We start from the raw sequence: 21,374 nt of genomic DNA on the forward strand, positions 1-21,374 counted from the left end.
TGATCTTGAAAAGTCTTCCCTCACACTCCGCGCAACACCAGCGCGGCGTTGTGCCCGCCGATGCCGCGGGCGAGGACGACCGCGGTGCGCACCGGCGTTTCCCGCGCGGCGCCGGTGACCAGGTCGATCCCGTGCTCCGGCACCGGATCCGAGACGTTCGGCGTCGGCGGCACCACGCCGTGCCGGATCGCCAGCGCCGCACACGCGACGTCCAGCGCCGCCCCGCCCGCGGCCAACCGGCCCACCCCGGCCTTCGGCGCGGTGACCGGGACACCGCGTTCGCCGAACACCGCGCTGATCGCTTCGGCCTCCTCGCGGTCGAGCTTCCGATCCCCGGCCGCGTCGGCGAAAACGACGTCGGCCTCGGCGGCGGAAATGCCCGCATCCGTCAGGGCGAGTTCGATCGCCCTGCGCAGTCCAGGCGGACGGCCGCTGCCCGGTTTCGGGTCGAAAGTGGACGCATATCCGGCGATCTCGGCGTACGGCGGCTGCCGGTCCCGCGACGAGTCGGCCGGTTCCAGCACGAGCACCGCGCCGCCCTCGCCGGGCACGTACCCGGCGGCGGACCGGTCGAACGGCAGATAGGCCGACGCCGGATCGCTGCTCCCGCTGAGCCGTCCGGAAGTAAGCATCGCCGCCCAGCCCCACGGGCACAGTGCGCTGTCGATGCCGCCGGTCAGCGCGACCGCGGTCCCGGAACGCACCGCGCGCCGGGCCTTTCCGATCGCGTCCAGCCCGCCAGCTTGTTCGGACACCACCACCGCGCCGGGCCCGCGCATGCCGTGCCGGATGGAGATCTGCCCGGTGTTGACCGCGTAGAACCACGCGAACGACTGGTACGCGCTGACGTACTTGCCGCCCTTGCTCCACATGTTCTGCAGTTCGCGCTGCCCGAACTCGTAGCCGCCCGCCGAACTGGCGGTGATCACCGCGAGGTCGAACCCCTCGTGCGCCGCCGGGTCGACCCCGGCGTCGGCCAGCGCCCATTCCGCGCCCACGAGCGACATTCGAGTGGAATGGTCGGTCTGCGGCAGCAGCCTGCTGGGCAGGATGCCCTTCGCGCTGAACCCGGTGACCTCGCCGGCGAGCGTGCTGGGGTAATTCGAAGCGTCGAACCGGGTCACCGGGCCGATTCCGCTGGCCCCTTCGAGAGTGGCTTCCCAGAACTGCTTGACCCCGCTTCCGGTCGGCGCGAGCACGCCGAGACCGGTGATCACCGCGTTCATGCCGTGCCGCCGACGTTGCCGGTGAGCACCATGGCGCTCTGGAAACCGCCGAACCCGCTGCCGACCGTCAGCACCGTGTCCACCGCGGCTTCTCTTGCCACCAAAGGAATGTAGTCCAAGTCGAGCTCCGGGTCGGGTTCGTTGAGGTTGGCCGTCGGCGGCAGCAGCCCGTCGCGCATCGCGAGCAGGCTGGCGGCGATCTCGATCGAGCCGATCGCGCCGAGCGAATGCCCGACCATCGACTTGATCGAGCTCACCGGGACACGATAAGCGTGTTCTCCCAGCGAATTCTTGAACGCCTGCGTCTCGTGCCGGTCGTTCTGCTTCGTGCCCGAGCCGTGCGCGTTGACGTAGCCGATCGCTTCCGGCGGCACCCGCGCTTGGCCCATCGCCTGCCGGATCGCCTCGGTCATTTCCACGCCGTCCGCGCGCAGGCCGGTCATGTGGTAGGCGTTGCACCGCGTGGCGAACCCGGCGATCTCACCGTAGATCCGGGCCCCTCGGGCGAGCGCCCGGCCCAGTTCCTCCACCACGAACACCGCGGCGCCCTCGCCGAGCACGAACCCGTTGCGGGTGTTGTCGAACGGCCGCGACGCCGTCGCCGCTTCGTCATTGCGCGGCGAAGTCGCCTTGATCGCGTCGAAGCACGCCACAGTGATCGGCGAGATCGGCGCGTCCGAGCCGCCCGCGAGGACGATGTCCGCGCTGCCTTCGGCGATCAGGTCCCGCGCGTGGCCCACCGAGTCCAATCCGGACGTGCACCCGGTCGAGATGACCTGCACCGAACCTTCCGCGCCCGCTTCCCAGGCCACTTCCTTGGCCATCGAACTCGGCACGAACTGGTCGAACAGATGCGGCACCGCGTAGTCCGCGTCGACCTCCCACTTCCTGCCGCCGTCGCTCACCACGACGTACTCGCGTTCGAGGCTCATCGTGGCCCCGACCGCGCTGCCGATCGACACGCCGGTCCGGTACGGGTCCACATCGGACGGTGCGAGCCCCGCGTCGGCCAGCGCCTCCCGCGTGCACGCCACCGCGAACTGGGCCACCCGGTCCATCCGCCGCACCTGCTGCGGACCGAGCCCCGCCGCCTCCGGATCGAAATCGCATTCGGCGGCGATCCGCGAGCGGAACTGGGAGGCGTCGAAGAACGACACCGGCCGGGTGGCGGTCCGTCCGCCCGACACCATGTCCCAGAACGGTTCGCGCCCCGGTTTCCCTGGTGCGACAACACCTATTCCGGTGATCACCGCCCGCCGCGGACCTCCGCTGCCGTGCCGCGCCGGCACTCCCGCTGCCCCGGGGTGCCCCGCACTCGTACTCACTCCGTCTGCACCTGCCCTTCGCGCTCCGAGCGCCCGACGTCGCTGATGTCGAGTCTGGGCCCGGGGTGTCCAAGACGGATCGAAGAGGGGTCGAACGCGCTCCAGCCGGATTCGACCCCGCCTCGTTTTCAGCCGGTGGCGACCGCCGCCTCGCGCGCCGCGGGCTCGGCTTCCCTTGCCAGCAGGCGGCCCGCGAACGACGGCAGCCGGGGAACGCAATAGACCGCGTCCGATGCGGACGGGCGCAGAAAGTCTACATTGGACTCGGCGTCGCGGTACCGGTGCGGTCCCGAACCGCCGCGTTCGCCGATTTCCTCGGCCAGCCCGGCGGATTCGAGATCTTCGAGCACTTCGCGCACCAGTTCTCCAGGCCTGCCAAGGAGCTTGACCGCGTCCGGCACGGTGAACTCGTCGATGCCCGCCAGCTGCCGGAACGCCTCCTGCGCCGGTCCGCACAGGGTCCGGTAGCTCGCCCGGACGCTCGCGTCGACCGTGCCTTCCCCGCACGGCAACCGAAGCACCGCACCGGGATCGCGGGACAGCCGGTCGTGCATCCGGCGCAACGACCAGGCCGGCCGGTAAGCCAGATACCCGCCGACCGCCGCGACGGCCAGCGGCAGCCTGCCGCACATCCGCACCAGCGCGCTGGCGCAGTCGAGGTCCTCCAGCATCCGCCGCCGCCCGATGAACTGACCGAGCAGCTCCAGCGATTCGTTGACCGTCAGCGGCGGCAGATTGACCGGCGCGACCACGCCGCGCAGGTACAGCCGCCGCCTGCTCGCGACCAGCAGCAGACTACCGGAACCGCTGGGGCGCAACAGATCCACCTCGGCGGACCGGGACGCGTCGTCCACGACGACCAGCAGCCGCCGGGTGGCGGTGTAGTCGCGGTAGACGTTCACCAGCTCGGACATCGACGGCGCGGGCGACAGCGGAACCCCGCACGCGCGCAGGCAGCCGGCGAGCACCTCGGCCATCGTCTCCTCGCCGCGGTGCACCGGCGTCAGCGACGCGAAGATCTGCCCGTCCGGGAATGTCGCGCGGACCCGGTGCGCGACGTGCACGAGCAGCGAGGTCTTGCCCGCGCCCGGCCCGCCGGTGATCTCCACGACGGCGCTGCCGCCGGTGAGCTTGGTGCGCGCGGCGGAACACCGCCGCACCAGCTCGCGGATCTCCTCGCCCCGGCCGACGAAGTCGGTCACGTCGGACGGGAGGTGATTCGGCCCCAGCGCCTCCGGTGCCGCGGGCCGCAGCGGGACCAGATCACCCTCCGCATCCGCGCGCACGGCGGAAACCACTTCGACGACACTGCTCTCAGTCACGGTGTCGTTGTCGTCGATACTCCGGACGACTGCTTTCGCAGCGCGATCGTTTTGCGCACCCTGCCCGGTTTGCCCGTTGTCTAGACCAGTTGTGGCTTCACTCACACCGGAGCCGCGCGGGGCCGGAAGGGTGAGCGCGGGATCGTCCACCAGGATCTGCTGATGCACCGAGCGCAGCGTCGCCGACGGCTCGATGCCCAGCTGCGCGATGAAATCGCTGCGCACCCGGTGGTAGACGTCGAGCGCCTCGACCCGGCGGCCGCACCGGTAGAGCGCGACCATCAGCTTCGCCGAGTACGCCTCGTGCGTCGGATTCGCCTTGACCACCCCGGCCAGCTCGTCCACGACGCGGCGATGCCTGCCCAGCGCCAGTTCGGCCTCGAACCGCAGGTCAAGGGCCGCCTTGCGGCTCTCCTCCAGCTGGGTCGCCCGCGCGGCGAGGGTCGGGCCGAGCGGAAGATCGGAAAGCGCGGCCCCGCGCCACAGTGCGAGCGCCTGTCTGGCCAGTTCGGCGCACGCTTCGAGATCACCCGCGTCGTGCCGGTCGCGGGCTTGGTCGAGCAGCGCCGAAAAGCGCACCGCGTCGACCACGTCCGCCCGCGGCACCTGCAGTTCGTAGCCGTGCGGGCGGGTCAGCAGAACTGTCGCGCCCTCCTCGGCCGAACCGGCCAGCCGCAGCGATTTGCGCAGCTGGTAGACGTAGGTCTGCAACGTCGTGGCCGCGCTCGCCGGAGGGTTGTTCTCCCACAGCTCCTCGACGAACTGCTCGAAGTGCACTGCCCGGTTGGCGTTCAGTGCGAGCATGGCCAGCACGGTGCGGAGCTTCGGCGCGGACGGCGTCTTGCCCACTCCGTCCGCACGTACCGCCAGCGGTCCCAATATTGCGATCTGCATCCGACCCCCAGATACCTGCCGAAAGAGCACGCCAGGCAGCGGCCTCGCGTGCTTCGCTTTCCCCCAGTGAGACGCCAGCGACGCTAGCAGAGAAACGGCTTCCTGATCCCGGGCGGGAAAAACTTAACGTCCACCTGATACTTCTGCGAACTGCCCGTTCGTATTGCCGTTGGCGGCCGAACACAGGAACACTGCCAGTTGCGCGACATCACCCGGACAGCTCAACCGGCCACTGGGCGTGATGGCTCGCTCGCGCTCCAGAACCGCGGCCGGAACCTGTTCCGCAACACGGGGAGTGACGGTCAGGCCAGGAAGAATGGTGTTGACCAGCACTCCGTCGCGGCCGACGTCCCAGGCGAGACTCGTGGCGAAACCGTGCAATGCCGACTTCACCGCACCATAAGCCTCGCGGCCCGGCTTGCCCGCGGTCGCCGCGCGCGACGAAATAAATGCGATCCGTCCCCATTTCTTCTCGCGCATACCGGGCAGCACCTTCGCCACTGTGTGGAACACCGGCGCGATATTCACATTGATGAACGAAGCGCAATCCTCCGTAGGTAGTTCTTCGAACAGTTTTCCCGGCTTGCGCAGCGCGCCGGGGCTGATCGCATTCGCGACCAGCACGTCCACCGGCCCCCAGTGCCGCGTCACCTGCTCGACTGCCGCGTCCACACTGGCCAGTTCGGTCAGGTCGTAGTGCACGGCGAGGCCGCGGTCCGGGCCGCATTCGCGCGCGAGCACTTCGGCCGCCTCGCGGTTGGCCCGGTAGGTCACCGCGACCTTGGCCCCTTCCGCGGCGAACGTGCGCGCGAGTTCGGCCCCGATCCCGCCGCTGCCGCCGGTCACCAGCACGACCTTGCCGGTCAGCCCCAGATCCACCTTCGCTCCAGTCTCCTCAGGTCCGTGAAGGACTTCCCGCTCCTCAGACAGTGATGTGCGCGTGCCGCAGGACCGCGCGCACGGCGGCAGCGGACGTCCGGTCGCCGCGGTCGGCCACGTAGCCGTCCGGACGCGTCAGGATCCAGCCCGCCGCTGAAAGGCCGAGCGCCCGCCGCAACGCGCCGTCGGCGTCCGGCAGGTCTCCGCCAGTGCCCGCCACCTGCGGCACCAGCCAGCCGCCCAAGGACGGCAGATCGGCTCGATCCGCTTCCGGGCCGAGCACCAGCGTCCAGCCCGGCTCGCGCAACTGCGCCAGCAACGCTTGCCACGCCGGGGTTTCCGCGTCCGCACCGGCGACGACCGACAGCCGCTCGCCCGGTCGCGGTCCAGGCCCGGCCGCCGCGGGACCGTCGCCATAGGACAGGCCGAGCGCGGACATCCCGCCCATGATCTTGCGTTCCAGCTTGCCGCGCAGCGCCGAAACGTTGCGCATCACGCCGAAGGCCACCGGCAGCACTGCGGCGACGTACGGATTTTTCAGCTGTACCAGGAAAGTCGCCTTCTTCGTGGTGCGCAGCAGCTCCGCGCCCACCGGCACGCGCTCGCGCGAGTAGCTGTCGAGCAGCCGCTCGTCGGCGTGTCCGTCGATGACCATCGCCAGCTTCCACGCGAGGTTGTACGCGTCCTGGACGCCGGTGTTCATGCCCTGGCCGGACGCCGGGCTGTGCACGTGCGCGGCGTCGCCGGCGACCAGACAGCGGCCAGACCGCATCGAAGGCACCATCCGCTGCTGGATGGAGAACACCGAAACCCACGTCGGCGGGGAAACCACGGTCGGCACGCCGGTCGCCGCGGACACCTTCTCCGAGAACCGCCGCGCTACCGCCGCGTCGTCGCCGGGGCCGGAGTACTCCACGTCCCGGGTGTCGAGCAGCCGCCATTTGCCCTCGTCCGGGAACGGCACCAGCATCACCGAACCGCCCGGGGTCCGGATCAGGTGGATGCTGTCGCGCGGCAACGCGGTATCCGCCTGTGCGTCGGCGATCAGCCAGGTCTCCGACGAGTCTCCTTCGAGCTTCAGCCCCAGCTTCTTGCGCACCGCGCTGTGCCCGCCGTCGCAGCCGACCAGCCAGTCCGCCGAGGTCTCCTCGCTCTCGCCGTCGCGTTCGAGCCGCACCTGGACGCCGTCTCCGGTGTCGGTGAAGCCGGCCAGCGCCACGCCCCATTCGACCTCGACGCCCTGCTTGGCCAACGCGGTCCGCAGCACCTCCTCGGTGATGACCTGGTCGACCATCAACGTGAACGGCAGCCGCGTCGGCAGCCGCGAGTAGTCCGCCCGGAGACCGACCATTCGCTTGCCGCGCATGTGAATCGTGAACGCGCGCACCTGCTGTCCACGCGGCAGCAGATCGTCGAGCACGCCCATCTGGTCGTAGATCTCCAGCGAACGCGGATGCGTCGCCAGCGCCCGGCTGGTCACCGCCGGACCGGCCGCCCGGTCCACGATCCGCACCCGCACGCCGCGCCGGGCCAGCTCGTGCGCCGCGGTCAGCCCGACCGGTCCGGCACCGACCACCAGGGCTTGCGCACTCACGGTTTCACCGCGACCACAACGGTGTCGTTGCCCTTCGGCAGAGCGGTGGCGGCCCGGAACTCCAGTCCGGCTTCGGCCAGCCACTCGCGCAGCTGCGGCACGGTGTACTCGGAACCGCCGTCGGTGATCAGGCCGACGTTGATGCTGCCGATCAGGCTGCGCAGATCCGGGTTCTCGTCGTCGAGGATCTGGTCGTACACCACGACCGCGCCCCCGCCCGGCACCGCGTCCTTGGCTCGCTTCAGCAGTTCCACCCGGCGTTTCGGGTCCCAGTCGTGCAGCACATGACCGAACACGACCACATCGGTCTCGGGCAATGGCGTCTCGAAGAAGTCACCCGCGTGGAACGTGACCCGGTCCGCGACACCGAGTTCCGCCATCAGCTCGGCAAAGTGCGGTTCGATCGGCGGAAGCTCGAACACCCCGCCGTGCAGGTGCGGGTGCGCGAGGCACAACTGTGCCGCGACGTTGCCACGAGCGCCGCCGACGTCGACAAAGCTCTTGTAGGAAGACCAGTCCACGTGCTCGGCCAGCTGCGGCGCGACCAACGCGTTGTTCGCGTCCATGTGCACCAGGAAAGCCTTGGCGCGCACCGGATCCTCGTACAGCTTGGCGAACGCGCCGTGCCCGCCGATATCCGCCTTCGGCTCGCCGTCGCGCAGCGCCTCGGACAACTTGCCCCACATCGCGTAATGCCGCTGCGCGGTCGTGCGGACCCGCGCGCCGAGGTAACCGCCGCCAGGCGCGCCCGGCACCAGCACCTCCGCGGCCGCCAGGGTGTTGCCGAACTTCTCGCCGTCGCGTTCCAGCAGGCCGAGCGCGGCCAGCGCCTGGACGAAATCGCCGGTGAACCGCTGGTGCAGCCCGAGTTCCTGCCGGATCTCGTCGATCGTCCGCGGCGCGGAAGCCAGCAGTTCGAACACGCCCAGTTCGACCGCGCTGTGCAGGATCTTCGACTGGGTGAACAACATGTTGAGGCGGGCGATCGCCTGCGCGTCCACGGTGGTGTGGGCAGTCATCCCGGGTCGTACCTGCCTTCCGTTCTGGTGGTCCGCGGGCGGCACCGCCGCGGAAATCCTCGTGTGCGGCGATGTTTCCGGCCGGATCTCGAAGGCCCCTCAACACGCTCTCGACCTCCGCCGACGCCCGCCTCGGACCCGCTCGCGCAGCGTCCAGGACCGCTCGGCGAGCGCTGAATCCCCAGCACAGCGCGTATAGCCGCGAACCCGCGCGGTACTCCAGGCTTGACCGGGCTGACAACAGGGACGGGACATATGGGGAGCACCGGGATGGATGTCGAGTACGACGTGGTGATCGTGGGCGGCGGCCCGGTCGGGCTGATGCTCGCGAGCGAGCTGGGGCTGCGGCCCGGCCGAGTGCTGGTGCTGGAGCGGCTTCCCGAGCCGAGCGGGCAGTCCCGCGCGCTCGGCCTGCACTCGCGCACCGTCGAGGTGCTCGACCAGCGCGGCCTGCTGCCCCGCTTCAGCGAGGGCGCGCCGGTCTGGCCGAAGGGGCACTTCGCCGGCATGCGGCTGCTCGACCTCAGCAAGCTCAACGGACGACACACCTACGCGCTGATGGTCCCGCAGTCGCGCACCGAGGCGATCCTCGAAGAGCGCGCGCGGGAACTGGACGTCGAGATCCGCCGCGGGCACCGGCTCACCGAACTGGAGAACGGGCCCGACGCGGTGGTCGCCACCGTGACCGGCCCGGACGGCGAGTACCGGATCCGCTCCCGCTACCTCGTCGGCTGCGACGGCGGCAGCAGCCTGGTCCGCAAACTGGCCGGCATCGACTTCCCCGGCACCGCCTCCAACATCGACGCGATGCTCGCCGACGTCCACCTCGACCAGGTGCCCGACGGCCCGCACCTGGCTCGCTGCCAGGGCGGCGTGTTCGGCACGGTCCCGCTCGGCGGCGACCTCTACCGCGTCGTGTCGGTCGAGTTCCGGCCGCCTGCCGCGCACCGCGACGACCCGGTCGAGCTGGAAGAACTCGCCGCCTCGGTCAAGCGGGTCACCGACCAGGAGCTCCCGATGCGCGACCCGGTGTGGCTGTCACGCTTCGGCGACGCGACCCGGCAGGCCGCGCAGTACCGCAAGGGCCGCGTGATGCTCGCCGGCGACGCGGCGCACGTGCACTTCCCGGCCGGCGGACAGGGCCTCAACACCGGCATCCAGGACGTGGTGAACCTCGGCTGGAAACTCGCCGCGGTCGTCAACGGCAGCCCCGACGCCCTGCTCGACACCTACCACGAGGAACGCCATCCGGTCGGCGCGCGCGTCTGCTTCAACACCCAGGCCCAGCTCGCGCTGATGGACCCGCGCCCGGAGATCGGCCCGCTGCGCGAGCTGTTCGGGACGCTGATGGAATTCGACGAGGTCAACCGCTACCTCGCGGAGATGATCACCGCGCTCGACGTGCGCTACCCGACCTTCCCCGCCTCGGACCACCCGCTGGCCGGGACCCGCGTTCCGGAGTGGTCGATCGTCGTGGACGGCACCGCGACGACCACGATGAAGCTGCTGCACTCCGGCCGCGGCGTGCTCGTCGACCTCACCGACGGCCCCGCCGTGGCCCGCACCGCCGCGCCGTGGCTCGACCGGCTCGACCTCGTCTCCGGCACCCCGTGCACCAGCGAGGTCCCCGCCGCGTTCCTGCTCCGCCCGGACGGGCACGTCGCCTGGCTCGCCGCGAGCCCGGACACCGATCCCGCCGATCTGCGCGAAGCCCTGCGCGCGTGGTTCGGACCAGCACCCGTGCGCTCGCTGCCCGCCGCGGCGAGCTGACCCCGGCCGCGCCGCGGAGAAAGCTGTGGCTGTGTTGTGGCCGAGGTCACCCCAGAGCGGCCGAGGTGACGGCATTCGGCCCTTGCGACGCGTACGGTGGGCCCTGCTGTCTGTCAGGCTGGGCCTCTCAACCGATCCAGACAATGACCTGTCTCACGAGCGTCCAGGTGGCGTGTTTCGGGCCACCGGCAGGGGACTAGCCTGGCGGTCAGCAGATGCTTGTGATATCGGATCGAGAATGGATAGAGGCGAGAGCCAGCCGTGGCCAGCAGCAGTCCCGCATCGCAGTTCGGTGCCAATGAGTGGCTCGTCGAAGAAATGTACGAGCGGTTTCTCGCGGACCCCCAGTCGGTAGACGCCGCCTGGCACGATTTCTTCGCCGACTACAAGCCCACTCCGGGCGGCAACGGTACGCAGGAAGGGAACGGGGAAGCCAAGGCCGCCGCGTCCGCCCCCGCGGCCAAGCCCGCCGCGAAGGCCCCGGCAGCACCGGCCGCCAAGGCCGCCGCGGCCCCGGCGGCCAAGGCTCCGGCCAAGCCCGCCCCGGCCGCGAAGCCCGCGGCTTCCGCGCCCGCCAAGTCCGCTCCGGCGAAGGACGCCGAGCCGGAGTCCAAGCAGCTGCGCGGCGCCGCGGCGGCGATCGCCAAGAACATGGACGCCTCGCTCACCGTGCCCACCGCGACCAGCGTGCGCGCGGTCCCGGCGAAGCTGATGGCGGACAACCGCATCGTCATCAACAACCACCTCAAGCGCACCCGCGGCGGCAAGATCTCCTTCACCCACCTCATCGGCTACGCCATGGTGCGGGCGCTGAAGGACTTCCCGAACATGAACCGGCACTACCAGCTGATCGACGGGAAGCCGTTCGCGATCACGCCGGAGCACGTGAACTTCGGGCTTGCCATCGACATGAAGGGCAAGGACGACTCCCGCACTCTCGTCGTGGCCTCCATCAAGGCCACCGAGAACATGACGTTCATGCAGTTCTGGCAGGCCTACGAGGAGATCGTCAAGAAGGCCCGCACGAACAAGCTCACCGCGGACGACTTCGCGGGCACCACCATCTCGCTCACCAACCCGGGCGGCATCGGCACGAACCACTCGGTGCCGCGGCTGCAGGCGGGCCAGGGCGCGATCATCGGCGTCGGCGCGATGCAGTACCCGGCGTCGTTCGAGGGCACCAGCGAGAAGACCCTGGTCGACCTCGCCGTCAGCAAGATCATGACGCTGACCTCGACCTATGACCACCGCATCATCCAGGGCGCCGAGTCCGGCGAGTTCCTGAAGCGCATTCACGCACTGCTGCTCGGCGAGGACGGCTTCTACGACGACGTCTTCACCAGCCTGCGGCTGCCCTACGAGCCGATCCGCTGGGTCGCCGACATCCCGGACGGCCCGGTCGACAAGACCGCGCGCGTGATGGAGCTGATCGAGGCGTTCCGGATGCGCGGCCACCTGATGGCCGACACCGACCCGCTGAACTACCGCCAGCGCAGCCACCACGACCTTGACGTGCTCAGCCACGGCCTGACCCTGTGGGACCTGGACCGCGAGTTCGCGGTCGGCGACTTCTCCAGCCGCGAGCGGATGAAGCTGCGCGACATCCTCGGCGTGCTGCGCGACTCCTACTGCCGCACGGTCGGCGTGGAGTACACGCACATCCTCGACCCCGAGGAGCGGCGCTGGATCCAGGAGCGCGTCGAGGTCCGGCACAACAAGCCGGAGCCGTCCGCGCAGAAGTACATCCTGTCGAAGCTCAACGCCGCCGAGGCGTTCGAGACCTTCCTGCAGACCAAGTACGTCGGCCAGCGGCGGTTCTCGCTGGAAGGCGGCGAGACCCTGGTCCCGCTGCTGGACACGGTGCTCGACAAGGCCGCCGAGGCGGAACTGGACGAGGTCGTCATCGGCATGCCGCACCGCGGCAGGCTGAACGTGCTGGCGAACATCGTCGGCAAGCCGATCAGCCAGATCTTCCAGGAGTTCGAGGGCAACCTCGACCCGGGCCAGGCGCACGGCTCCGGCGACGTGAAGTACCACCTCGGGGCCGAGGGCAAGTACTTCCGGATGTTCGGCGACGGGGAGACCCGGGTGTCGCTGGCGTCCAACCCGTCGCACCTGGAGACCGTCGACCCGGTCCTCGAGGGCATCGTCCGCGCCAAGCAGGACGTCCTCGACAAGGGCGGCGAGGGCTACACCGTGCTGCCGGTCCTGATGCACGGCGACGCGGCCTTCGCGGGGCAGGGCGTCGTGGCCGAGACCCTGAACCTGGCGCTGCTGCGCGGCTATCGCACCGGCGGCACCGTGCACATCGTCGTCAACAACCAGGTCGGCTTCACCACCGCGCCGGAGCACTCGCGCTCCAGCCAGTACGCCACCGACGTCGCGAAGATGATCGGCGCGCCGGTCTTCCACGTGAACGGCGACGACCCGGAAGCCGCGCACTGGGTCGCGAAGCTGGCGATGGACTACCGCCAGGCGTTCCACAAGGACGTCGTGATCGACCTGATCTGCTACCGCCGCCGCGGCCACAACGAGGGCGACGACCCCTCCATGACGCAGCCGGCGATGTACGACATCATCGACACGAAGCGTTCGGTCCGGAAGATCTACACCGAATCGCTGATCGGCCGGGGCGACATCTCCGTCGAAGAGGCCGAGGCCGCGCTGCGCGACTTCTCCAGCCAGCTAGAGCATGTCTTCAACGAGGTGCGCGAACTGGAGAAGCACCCGGCGAAGGCGAGCCCGTCGGTCGAGGGCGAGCAGCAGATCCCGGCGAAGGTCACCACCGCCGTGTCGCGCGAGGTCGTCGAGCAGATCGGCGACGCGTTCGTCAACCTGCCCGAGGGCTTCACCCCGCACCCGCGGGTCAAGCCGGTCATGGAGCGCAGGCACAAGATGTCGCGCGAGGGCGGCGTCGACTGGGCGTTCGGCGAACTGCTCGCGTTCGGGTCGCTGGCACTGGAAGGCCGTCTCGTGCGGCTGTCCGGCCAGGACTCCCGGCGCGGCACCTTCACCCAGCGGCACTCGGTGTTCATCGACCGCAAGAACGGCCAGGAGTACTCGCCGCTGCAGCACCTTGCCGAGGGCCAGGGCCGCGTGATGATCTACGACTCGGCGCTGTCGGAGTACGCGGCCGTCGGCTTCGAGTACGGCTACTCGGTGGCGAACTCCGAGGCGCTGGTGATGTGGGAAGCGCAGTTCGGCGACTTCGTCAACGGCGCGCAGACCGTGATCGACGAGTACATCTCCTCCGGCGAGGCCAAGTGGGGCCAGCGCTCGGACGTCGTGCTGCTGCTGCCGCACGGCCACGAGGGCCAGGGCCCGGACCACACGTCCGGCCGGATCGAGCGGTTCCTGTCGCTGTGCGCGGAAGCGTCGATGACCGTCGCGGTGCCCTCCACCCCGGCGAACTACTTCCACCTGCTGCGCCGCCACGCCCTCGACGGCATCCAGCGTCCGCTGATCGTCTTCACCCCGAAGTCGATGCTGCGCAACAAGGCGGCGACGTCGACGGTCGAGGACTTCACCGGCCAGAGCCGCTTCATGTCGGTGATCGACGACGCCACCCAGGACCCGGCGAAGGTCCGCAAGGTGCTGCTCACCTCGGGCAAGCTCTACTGGGAGCTGGTGGCCGAGCGCGAGAAGCGCGGTGCGGACGACGTCGCGATCGTGCGGATCGAGCAGTACTACCCGCTGCCGAAGAAGAAGCTGCTGGCGGCGGTGGAGCGCTACACGAACGCCCAGCAGATCGCCTGGGTCCAGGAAGAGCCGGAAAACCAGGGCGCGTGGCCGTTCTTCGGCCTCAACCTGCCCCGGAAGTTCCCGGAGTTCTTCGGCGGGCTCGACGTGGTGGCGCGCCGCCCGATGGCCGCCCCGTCGGCCGGTTCGTCGAAGGTGCACGACGTCGAGCAGAAGGCGCTGATCGCCAAGGCGTTCGACTGATCCTCAGTTACGCGCAAGGCCGCCGCGGGATCGTTCCCGCGGCGGCCTTCGCCGTTGTGGGGTGGTCGTGAGTGGCGATCCCGGTTCTCACCGGGATCGCCACTCACGACCCCAGCCCCGCTGCCTCCACCCGGAACACCGCGATCCTCCCCGCAGCCGCAGCGGCCGCCACCCCGTCCGGCGTCGGCGACTCCGCCAACCCCGTCGTCACGTAACGCCGCCCCACGCTCGGCGGCCCGCCCGCGACCACCTCCCGCAACACCGGCCCCCGCTCCGCGACCGGCAACTCCACGAACCGCACCCGCCGCTGCCGCCGCCCGCGCGACAGCGTGCCTTCCTTGGCCGCGCGGACGTTCGCCACCCACGCCGCCTTCGGGAACGCCTGGATCAGGTACTCCCCGCCCTGGACTTTCAATACTGCCAACGGAAACGTCCGCGGCTCGCCGCTGCGCCGTCCGGGGACGGTGAGCAGTTGCATCGGCCCGAACGCGAGCCCCGCGCGCTGCAGGGCGGTGATGACCCGGTTGATCGTGTTGACCTTGCGCCGGTATCCGGCGGCCTTCGTGTCCATACCTTCGATCGTACGCCAACTTGTATGAGTTTCATACTTTCTGGTATTCATATATATACCTCGCGGGTATGCCCGGGGTGCCGGAAAGGCAGTGGCGACGTCCCGGCCGGACCCAGTTCACTGGGTGCCAAACACCCGAGGAGGGCTGGAGTGCACTACGACGTCGTCGTAGTCGGAGGCGGTGCTGGGGGTATCGCCTCCGCGACCGGGGCGGCGCGGGCCGGGGCGCGGGTGCTGCTGGTCGAGCAGTACCCGTACCTCGGCGGCGCGGCGACGATCAGTTCCGTGCTGACCCTTTGCGGTTTCTTCGACCAGACCGGGCAGCAGGTCGTCGCGGGCGTCGGCGAGGAGGTGCTGCGGCGGCTGCGCCACCGCGGCGCCTACGAAGAGAAGACGATGGGCTGGACCGGCAACAAGATCGTCTTGCTCGACCTGGAAACCACCAAGCTGGTCTACGACGAACTGGCCGCCGACGCCGGCGTGGACGTCCTCCTGCACACCAAACTCATCGGCGCGCGGCGCACGCACGGCGTCGTCACCGAGGTCGAACTGCACCACCGCGGCGGCCGGGAACGGGTCACCGCCGGTGCGTTCATCGACACCAGCGGCGACGGCGCACTCCTGGCCGCCGCTGGAGCCGCCGTCCGCCTAGCCCCGGTGCGCGAGCGGCAAACCAGCACGCTCGTCTGCCGATTCTCCGGCGTCCCCGAGGATGCCGACCTTTCGCGCGAGGGCCTGCGCGCCGCGGTCGCCGCGTACCAACGGGAAACCGGCGTCCAGTTGTCCCGCGATTACGGCATCGCCGTGCACCTTCCGTTGACCCGCGACGTCATCGCACTCCTGGTGGACGAACAAACCGACGTCCTGGACGCCGTCTCGCTGAGCCGCGACGAGGCCAATGCGCGACGCCAGGCATGGCAATACCTGGACGCGTTGCGCAAACACCTTTCCGGCTGGTCGTCGGCGCGCCTAGAGGAAACCGGCCCCCAGCTGGGCATCCGCGAAGGCCGGCACCTGGCAGGCCGCGAACAACTCACCGGCCGCGACGTCCTGACCGCCCGCAAACGCCCCGGCGCGTCCATCGGCCGCTGCGGCTGGCCGATCGAAGACCACGCGGGCCCAGGCGTCACCCGCTACGAACCGATCGCCGACCGAGGCTGGTACGACCTCCCCTACGGCGCGATCTGCTCCGCCGACACCGCGAACCTCTGGGCAGCCGGCCGGCTGACCAGCTCCGACGACGACGCGTACGCCTCCGTCCGCGTCATGGGCACCGCCTTCGCCACCGGCCACGCCGCGGGAATCGCCGCCGCCCAGTACGTCGGCGGCCGAGCCCACGACGTTCGCGCGATCCGGGCCGAGTTGCACCGGCAGGGCGCCTTGGCTTGACCCGCCACCGCCGGCGACGGGAACCTTCCCTGATCATCCGCCCGGTCGAAGGAGCCCCCATGCCGAGCCGCTATCGCTGGGTCGTCCTGCTGCTCTGCTGGGCAGTGTTCACGATGACCTCGGTAGACCGCTCAACCTGGGGCCCCGCGTCGGCGGCGGTCAGCGATTCGCTCGGCGTCCCGCTCGCCGCGCTCGGAATCTTCGCCACCTGCTACTACCTCGGCTACGTCGTCTCCAACACCGCGGGCGGCTTCCTCTCCGACTGGCTGGGCAGCCGGGCGGTCCTGGGCATCAGCTCGCTGGTCGCGGGCGCGCTGATGGTGGGGTTCGGCTCGACCACCTCGATCGCCTGGGGCCTGGTCCTGCAAGCCTTGCTAGGCCTCTTCGCCGGAGTCGACTTCTCGGCCGGGCTGAAGCTGATCACCACCTGGTTCCGCCCAGAAGAACACGGTCTCGCGAGCGGCGTCTTCATGACCGCGACGTCACTGGGCACCGTCGTAGCCAACGCCGTCGTGCCCACGCTCGTGAAAAACAGCGGCTGGCCAGTGTCGTACCACCTTTTCGGCGGAGTCACCGTCGCACTCGGCCTGCTGTGCCTGGCCTTCATCCGCAACGGCACCGTCTCCGCTTCCACCCGCCGCGCACTGCCGGATCCCCGCCCGCTCTTCCGCAACCGCGACCTACTGCTGCTGGGTTTGGCCGGTTTCGGCGGCCTGTGGGGCACCTACGGTTTCGTCACGTGGTCCAACACCCTGATGATCCGCGGCGAACACATCGACCCCGTACGGGCTGGCGTAGTCCTGGTCATCTTCTCCGGCACCGCGGTCGTGATCAAGCCGTTGATCGGCTGGCTCACCGACAAAGCCGGCCTAGGCAGGCGAATCCCGATCATCGCCGTCCTCATCCTCTTCGGCGGGGCGCTGCTGGTCTTCGGTTCCCTCAGCAGCTACAGCGCTTTCCTAGTGGTAGCCCCGATTCTCGGCATCGGCGCGTACGCCTACAGCCCGCTGACAGCCGCCATGATCCCCGCCCTGACCGGTGCCGGGCTAGCCGGTTCCGCCGCTGGCGCGGTGAACGCCTTCTGGCAACTGGGCAGCGTAATCGTGCCCGCCGTCGTGGGCCCGGTCTTCCACGCGACCGGCTCGTTCTATTCGGCGTTCCTCACCCTGGCCGCCGGACCGCTCGTGGGAGCCCTGGTCCTCCTCTTCATGCGGGACGACCGCCCGGCGCGGGTTGCTCCGCAGACAGCGACGGCCTGATCAGCGCTCGCCGATCCGCAACGACAGCCGGCCACGGTGTCGGTCGGGTCGAGCCGCTCCTCCATCGACGCCAGCCGAACCCGCCGGCCGCCCCGCAGGTGTTCGCCCGCGCCCCAATCGCCACCGACTCGCTCATCGTCCCCCGGTTCCCCTGACGCGGCCGGCCAAAATCAATTTCCGCACAGGCCGTCGCTCACGGAAACTGGACGCATGCAGATCCGCCAGTCGACCGCCGACGACGCACCCGCGATCCACGCCGTGCACACCGCCGCGTTCCGCGCCCACAACCCCGACGTCACCGGCGAAATGCCGGAAGCGAAGCTAGTCGCCGAACTCACCGCCGACGGCGATCTGCTCCCCGCGCTCTCGCTCGTCGCCCTCCGCGACGGAGAGGTGATCGGCCACGCCTGCTCCAGCCCAGGCCGTCTCGACGACGACCCAGATTCCGCCATCGGCTTCGGCCCGCTGGGCGTCCTCCCCGCCCACCACCGCGGCGGCACGGGCTCCGCCTTGGTCCACGCAACGATCGGCGCCGCCAACGCACTCGGCTACGGCCTGATCGTGCTCCTGGGCGACCCGGGCTATTACTCCCGCTTCGGCTTCGTCCTGGCCGAGAAGCTCGGCGTCACGCCGCCGGTGCCGGAATGGGCGCCGCACTTCCAGGCCCTCCCGCTCGCGGCGTACAACCCGGGAAACCGCGGAGCGTTCCGCTACGCCGCGGCCTTCGACCGGCTGTGAGCAATGGCTGAGGACGAGTCGTGAGTGGCGATCCCGGTTCTCACCGGGATCGCCACTCACGACGCCGCCAGCCCGTTCCGCCGCAAGAACTCCCCAGCGATATCCTTGGCATTCCGCTTCTCATCCGTGTACTGCACGTTCAACTCGGTCAACTGCTCGGTAGTCAGCGCAGCCGAAACCCGGTTCAACGCCGCCGTCTCGGCGTCATTCAACGTCCCCCGCGACACCAGCGGCACGATGTTCTGCGCCGGGAACATGTGCTTGTCGTCCTCCAGCGGCACAAACCCGTTGGACGCGATAGTCGCCGATGTGCTGAACAGGTCCGCCACCTGCACATCGCCAGACTTCAACGCCGCCACCGTCACCGGTCCGCCGGTGTCCGTCGTGCGGATTTCCTTGAACTCGCATCCGTACAGCTGCTTGATCCGGTCCTTCCACCGGCTGCTCCACTGCCCCGGCCCGCCCATCACCAGGTCTTCGCACCTCGGTCCGAGGTCGGAAAACGTCTTCACGCCGGTGGCCGCGAGTTCCTTGCCCACCACGAGCAAGTCCTTGTCCTGCGCGGGCGACTGGTCGAGCACCTCAAATCCACCCGGGATCTTCTGCTTGAGCTGCGCGTAGACATCTTCCGAAGTCGTCGCCGCGGTATTCTTGTCGAAGTACCGCAGCAAGTTCCCGGAGTAATCCGGCACCACCGACAACGACTTGTCCTGCAACGCTTTCACCACGACCTCGCGACTGCCGACCGGTGGCCGAACCGTCACGTTGTGCGCACCGACATTCCGCAGGGCCCCGGCGTAAATCTGGGCCAGCAAAGAACTTTCCCCGACATCCGACGCACCGATGATGATATCGCCGGTACTGCCGCCCTCACCCCCGCCCGACAGCGGGTTTCCGCATGCCGACGCCAGCAGCGCCAGCCCGGCCACCAGGATGCCCCACCGTTTCACGCCGCTCCTCCCGCAGCCACTGCCCGGCCGGACGCTGCCTGCGCGGCCAGCCGGACCCCCTTGGGCACCAAGGCTCGCTGTGCCGCGGCGAGCAGCAGGTCGATCACGATCGCCAGCAACGCGGTGAGAATCGCGCCCGCGACGACCTCGGTGTAGTCCAAAATGGCCAGTCCGTCGAGCAGGAACCGACCGAGGCCGCCGAGACCCACGTACGCGGCCACCGCGGCGGTCGCGATCAGCTGCAGGACGGCGTTGCGGATTCCGCCCAGCACCAGCGGAAGCGCGATCGGCACCTCCACTTGCCACAGTCGTTGCCAGCCGGTCATCCCGATGCCTTGCGCGGCGTCGACGACGTCGTGCTCGGCCGCTTGCAGACCGGCGTACGTGCCCGCCAGCACCGGCGGGATCGCCAGCACCACCAGGCCGATGATGGTCGCCGTGGTGCTTTCGGTGAAGAGCAGGAACAGGAACGTGACGAGCCCCAGCGTCGGCAGTGCGCGGATCGCGTTGCCGACACCGACCAGCACGACGCCGCCGCGGCCGGTGTGCCCGACGAACAGTCCGATCGGGATCGCGATCACCAGCGCGATGACCAGTGCCAGCGCGACGTAGCCGACGTGCTGGGCCAGCCGGGCGAGAATGCCGTCCGTGCCCTGCCAGTTCGCGGCCGTGGTGAACCAGGTGAAGACGTCGCCGATCATCCCGCCACCTCCGCGGCCGGCGCGCGACCCGCTCTCTCCCAAGGCGTCAACAGATTGCGCAGCAGCACCAGCAGCAGGTCGACGATCAACGCGAGCAGCATGGTCAGCACGATCCCGACCACGATCGGCGAGAAGTACTCTCGCTGGAACCCGTCGGTGAACAGCACGCCGAGCGCCCCGGTCCCGATCAGCGCACCGACGCTGACCAGGCTGATGTTGCTCACCGACGCCACCCGGACCCCCGCCGCGAGCACCGGTACCGCGAGCGGCAGTTCGACGCTGAAGAACCGGCGCGGCCCGCGATATCCGATCGCCGTGGCCGCCGCGACGATGTGCGGTGGCACGGCTTCCAGCGCGTCGAGCACCGGACGCACCAGCAGCGCGGTGGTGTAGATGGTCAGCGCGACGATCACGTTGACACTGTCGAGAATTTTTGTGCCGATAATGCCGGGAATCACCACGAAAAGCGCCAGCGACGGAATCGTGTACAGCAGATTCCCCACGACCAGCAGCACACTGCGCGCGGGCCGCCAGCGATGCCCGAGCCAGCCGAGCAGGATCGCCAGCACGATGCCCGCGACCAGCGGCACCAGCGCGAGATAGATGTTCTCAAGCAGGTTGGCGAGGATTTCGCCGCGGTTGTTGGAACTCGACAGGTACCGGCCGAGTTCGCCGAAGAAGCCGCCCATCAGGACGCCTGCGGGGAGGCCTCGATCACGTCCAGGACCTGGTGCGCGACCACCGTCCCGAGCACCCGGTTCCCGCCGTCCACCACGACGCCGAGACTGGCAGGCGACGACAGCGCCGCGTCGAGCGCCCCGCGGATCGGCGTGCCCTGCACGTACAGCGATCCGCCTGCCACGAGGTCGGTTTCCGTCAACGGACCGTCCACTGTGGAGCCTGGTGGCAACCAGCCGCGCGGCTGCTTCTCGTCGTTCACCGCGAGGAGCCAGCCCTCCGACGGACCGTCGATCTTGCTGCCGAGCTCGATCGTGCGAGCCGGCGACACCTCGACACCGCTCGCCGGCAGGAACGAAAGCCCTCGATACCCCCGGTCCCGGCCGACGAACGACGCGACGAAGTCGTCCACCGGATGCCGCAGCACCTCGGCTGGCGTGCCGTACTGCGCGAGCTTCCCGCCGACGCGCATCACCGCGACCTTGTCCCCGAGCCGCACGGCCTCGTCGATGTCGTGCGTGACGAACACGATTGTCTTGCCCAGCTGGGATTGCAGCCGCAGCAACTCGTCTTGAAGCCCTTCGCGGACCACCGGGTCGACCGCGGAGAACGGCTCGTCCATCAGCAACACCGGAGAATCCGCGGCGAGCGCGCGAGCCACGCCGACGCGCTGCTGCTGCCCGCCGGACAGCTGCGCCGGATAACGCTTCCCGAGTTCCGTCGGCAGGCCGACCGTCTCGAGCAGCTCGGCCGCCCGGGCGCGCGCCTTGCGTTTGTCCCATCCGGACAGCAGCGGCACGGTAGCGATGTTGTCGAGCACTGTCCGGTGCGGAAAGAGCCCGGCGTGCTGGATCACGTAGCCGATGCCGCGGCGCAGCACCGCCGGGTCGCCTTCGCTGACGTCCTTGCCGTCCAGCAGCACCGCGCCCGACGTCAGCTCGACCATCCGGTTGATCATCCGCAGCGAGGTCGTCTTCCCGCACCCGGACGGGCCGACGAACACTGTGATCGTGCCGTCTTCCACGGTGAGCGAGAGGCCGTCGACCGCGACCGTGCCGTCCGGATAGCGTTTGACGACGTCTCGGAATTCGATGGTCACAGACTTCTCCCCACGTCC

Annotated in this window: 16 protein-coding genes; 5 read left to right on the forward strand and 11 right to left on the reverse strand. The window is 69.5% G+C overall.

What is annotated here, in order from left to right; translation table 11 throughout:
- Positions 1 to 20: 20 nt before the first annotated feature.
- The 6 genes from BM362_RS12885 to BM362_RS12910 all read right to left on the reverse strand — a co-directional run bounded on the left by BM362_RS12885 (position 21) and on the right by BM362_RS12910 (position 8,259).
- A complete protein-coding gene (locus BM362_RS12885; protein WP_093573244.1) occupies positions 21 to 1,226 on the reverse strand; it encodes a ketosynthase chain-length factor in 1,206 nt (401 codons plus the stop codon).
- A complete protein-coding gene (locus tag BM362_RS12890) occupies positions 1,223 to 2,476 on the reverse strand; it encodes a beta-ketoacyl-[acyl-carrier-protein] synthase family protein (RefSeq protein ID WP_093573245.1) in 1,254 nt (417 codons plus the stop codon). Before BM362_RS12890 ends, BM362_RS12885 begins: the two co-directional genes overlap by 4 nt.
- Before the next feature lie 203 nt (positions 2,477 to 2,679).
- Positions 2,680 to 4,767 (reverse strand): AfsR/SARP family transcriptional regulator, encoded by a 2,088-nt coding sequence (locus tag BM362_RS12895; RefSeq protein ID WP_093573246.1) that lies wholly within the window; start codon positions 4,765 to 4,767, stop codon positions 2,680 to 2,682.
- 123 nt (positions 4,768 to 4,890) lie between these two features.
- A complete protein-coding gene (locus tag BM362_RS12900) occupies positions 4,891 to 5,646 on the reverse strand; it encodes an SDR family NAD(P)-dependent oxidoreductase (RefSeq protein ID WP_067576096.1) in 756 nt (251 codons plus the stop codon).
- A gap of 43 nt (positions 5,647 to 5,689) precedes the next feature.
- A complete protein-coding gene (locus tag BM362_RS12905; RefSeq protein WP_208865174.1) occupies positions 5,690 to 7,240 on the reverse strand; it encodes an FAD-dependent oxidoreductase in 1,551 nt (516 codons plus the stop codon).
- On the reverse strand, positions 7,237 to 8,259 hold the full coding sequence (locus BM362_RS12910; protein ID WP_093573248.1) for a methyltransferase: 1,023 nt from the start codon (positions 8,257 to 8,259) through the stop codon (positions 7,237 to 7,239). Before BM362_RS12910 ends, BM362_RS12905 begins: the two co-directional genes overlap by 4 nt.
- A 270-nt stretch (positions 8,260 to 8,529) precedes the next feature.
- Between BM362_RS12910 and BM362_RS12915 the strand changes: the two genes are divergently transcribed.
- On the forward strand, positions 8,530 to 10,029 hold the full coding sequence (locus tag BM362_RS12915; protein ID WP_067576092.1) for an FAD-dependent monooxygenase: 1,500 nt from the start codon (positions 8,530 to 8,532) through the stop codon (positions 10,027 to 10,029).
- Between the two features lie 261 nt (positions 10,030 to 10,290).
- Positions 10,291 to 13,971, forward strand: a complete 3,681-nt coding sequence (locus BM362_RS12920) for a multifunctional oxoglutarate decarboxylase/oxoglutarate dehydrogenase thiamine pyrophosphate-binding subunit/dihydrolipoyllysine-residue succinyltransferase subunit (protein WP_093573250.1) — start codon at positions 10,291 to 10,293, stop codon at positions 13,969 to 13,971.
- Positions 13,972 to 14,074: 103 nt separating this feature from the next.
- Here the strand turns inward: BM362_RS12920 and BM362_RS12925 are convergent, their stop codons facing one another.
- The gene (locus tag BM362_RS12925) at positions 14,075 to 14,542 is read right to left on the reverse strand and encodes a nitroreductase family deazaflavin-dependent oxidoreductase (RefSeq protein ID WP_067576576.1); all 468 of its coding nucleotides are present in this window, start codon (positions 14,540 to 14,542) and stop codon (positions 14,075 to 14,077) included.
- 150 nt (positions 14,543 to 14,692) lie between these two features.
- On the opposite strand from BM362_RS12925, the gene BM362_RS12930 reads away from it, so the two are divergent.
- The 3 genes from BM362_RS12930 (at position 14,693) to BM362_RS12940 (ending at position 17,928) form a co-directional block, all read left to right on the forward strand.
- The gene (locus tag BM362_RS12930) at positions 14,693 to 15,931 is read left to right on the forward strand and encodes an FAD-dependent oxidoreductase (protein WP_067576090.1); all 1,239 of its coding nucleotides are present in this window, start codon (positions 14,693 to 14,695) and stop codon (positions 15,929 to 15,931) included.
- 59 nt (positions 15,932 to 15,990) lie between these two features.
- On the forward strand, positions 15,991 to 17,190 hold the full coding sequence (locus tag BM362_RS12935; protein ID WP_067576088.1) for an MFS transporter: 1,200 nt from the start codon (positions 15,991 to 15,993) through the stop codon (positions 17,188 to 17,190).
- Between the two features lie 210 nt (positions 17,191 to 17,400).
- A complete protein-coding gene (locus BM362_RS12940) occupies positions 17,401 to 17,928 on the forward strand; it encodes a GNAT family N-acetyltransferase (protein WP_067576086.1) in 528 nt (175 codons plus the stop codon).
- A 56-nt stretch (positions 17,929 to 17,984) separates the two neighbouring features.
- Here the strand turns inward: BM362_RS12940 and BM362_RS12945 are convergent, their stop codons facing one another.
- From BM362_RS12945 to BM362_RS12960, 4 genes are read right to left on the reverse strand one after another with little or no spacing between them, the layout of a single operon-like run.
- Positions 17,985 to 18,878 (reverse strand): ABC transporter substrate-binding protein, encoded by an 894-nt coding sequence (locus BM362_RS12945; protein WP_093573251.1) that lies wholly within the window; start codon positions 18,876 to 18,878, stop codon positions 17,985 to 17,987.
- Positions 18,875 to 19,579, reverse strand: coding sequence for an ABC transporter permease (locus tag BM362_RS12950; RefSeq protein WP_067576082.1), 705 nt, complete (start codon positions 19,577 to 19,579; stop codon positions 18,875 to 18,877). The genes BM362_RS12945 and BM362_RS12950 overlap by 4 nt, the downstream gene beginning before the upstream one ends.
- Positions 19,576 to 20,268, reverse strand: a complete 693-nt coding sequence (locus tag BM362_RS12955; protein WP_093573252.1) for an ABC transporter permease — start codon at positions 20,266 to 20,268, stop codon at positions 19,576 to 19,578. Before BM362_RS12955 ends, BM362_RS12950 begins: the two co-directional genes overlap by 4 nt.
- Entirely contained in the window at positions 20,268 to 21,356 is a 1,089-nt protein-coding gene (locus BM362_RS12960; RefSeq protein ID WP_093573253.1) for an ABC transporter ATP-binding protein, read from the reverse strand. Before BM362_RS12960 ends, BM362_RS12955 begins: the two co-directional genes overlap by 1 nt.
- Between the last annotated feature and the right edge of the window lie 18 nt (positions 21,357 to 21,374).

The sequence above is a fragment of the Amycolatopsis rubida genome (assembly GCF_900115345.1).
In the GTDB taxonomy this organism is placed as follows: domain Bacteria; phylum Actinomycetota; class Actinomycetes; order Mycobacteriales; family Pseudonocardiaceae; genus Amycolatopsis; species Amycolatopsis rubida.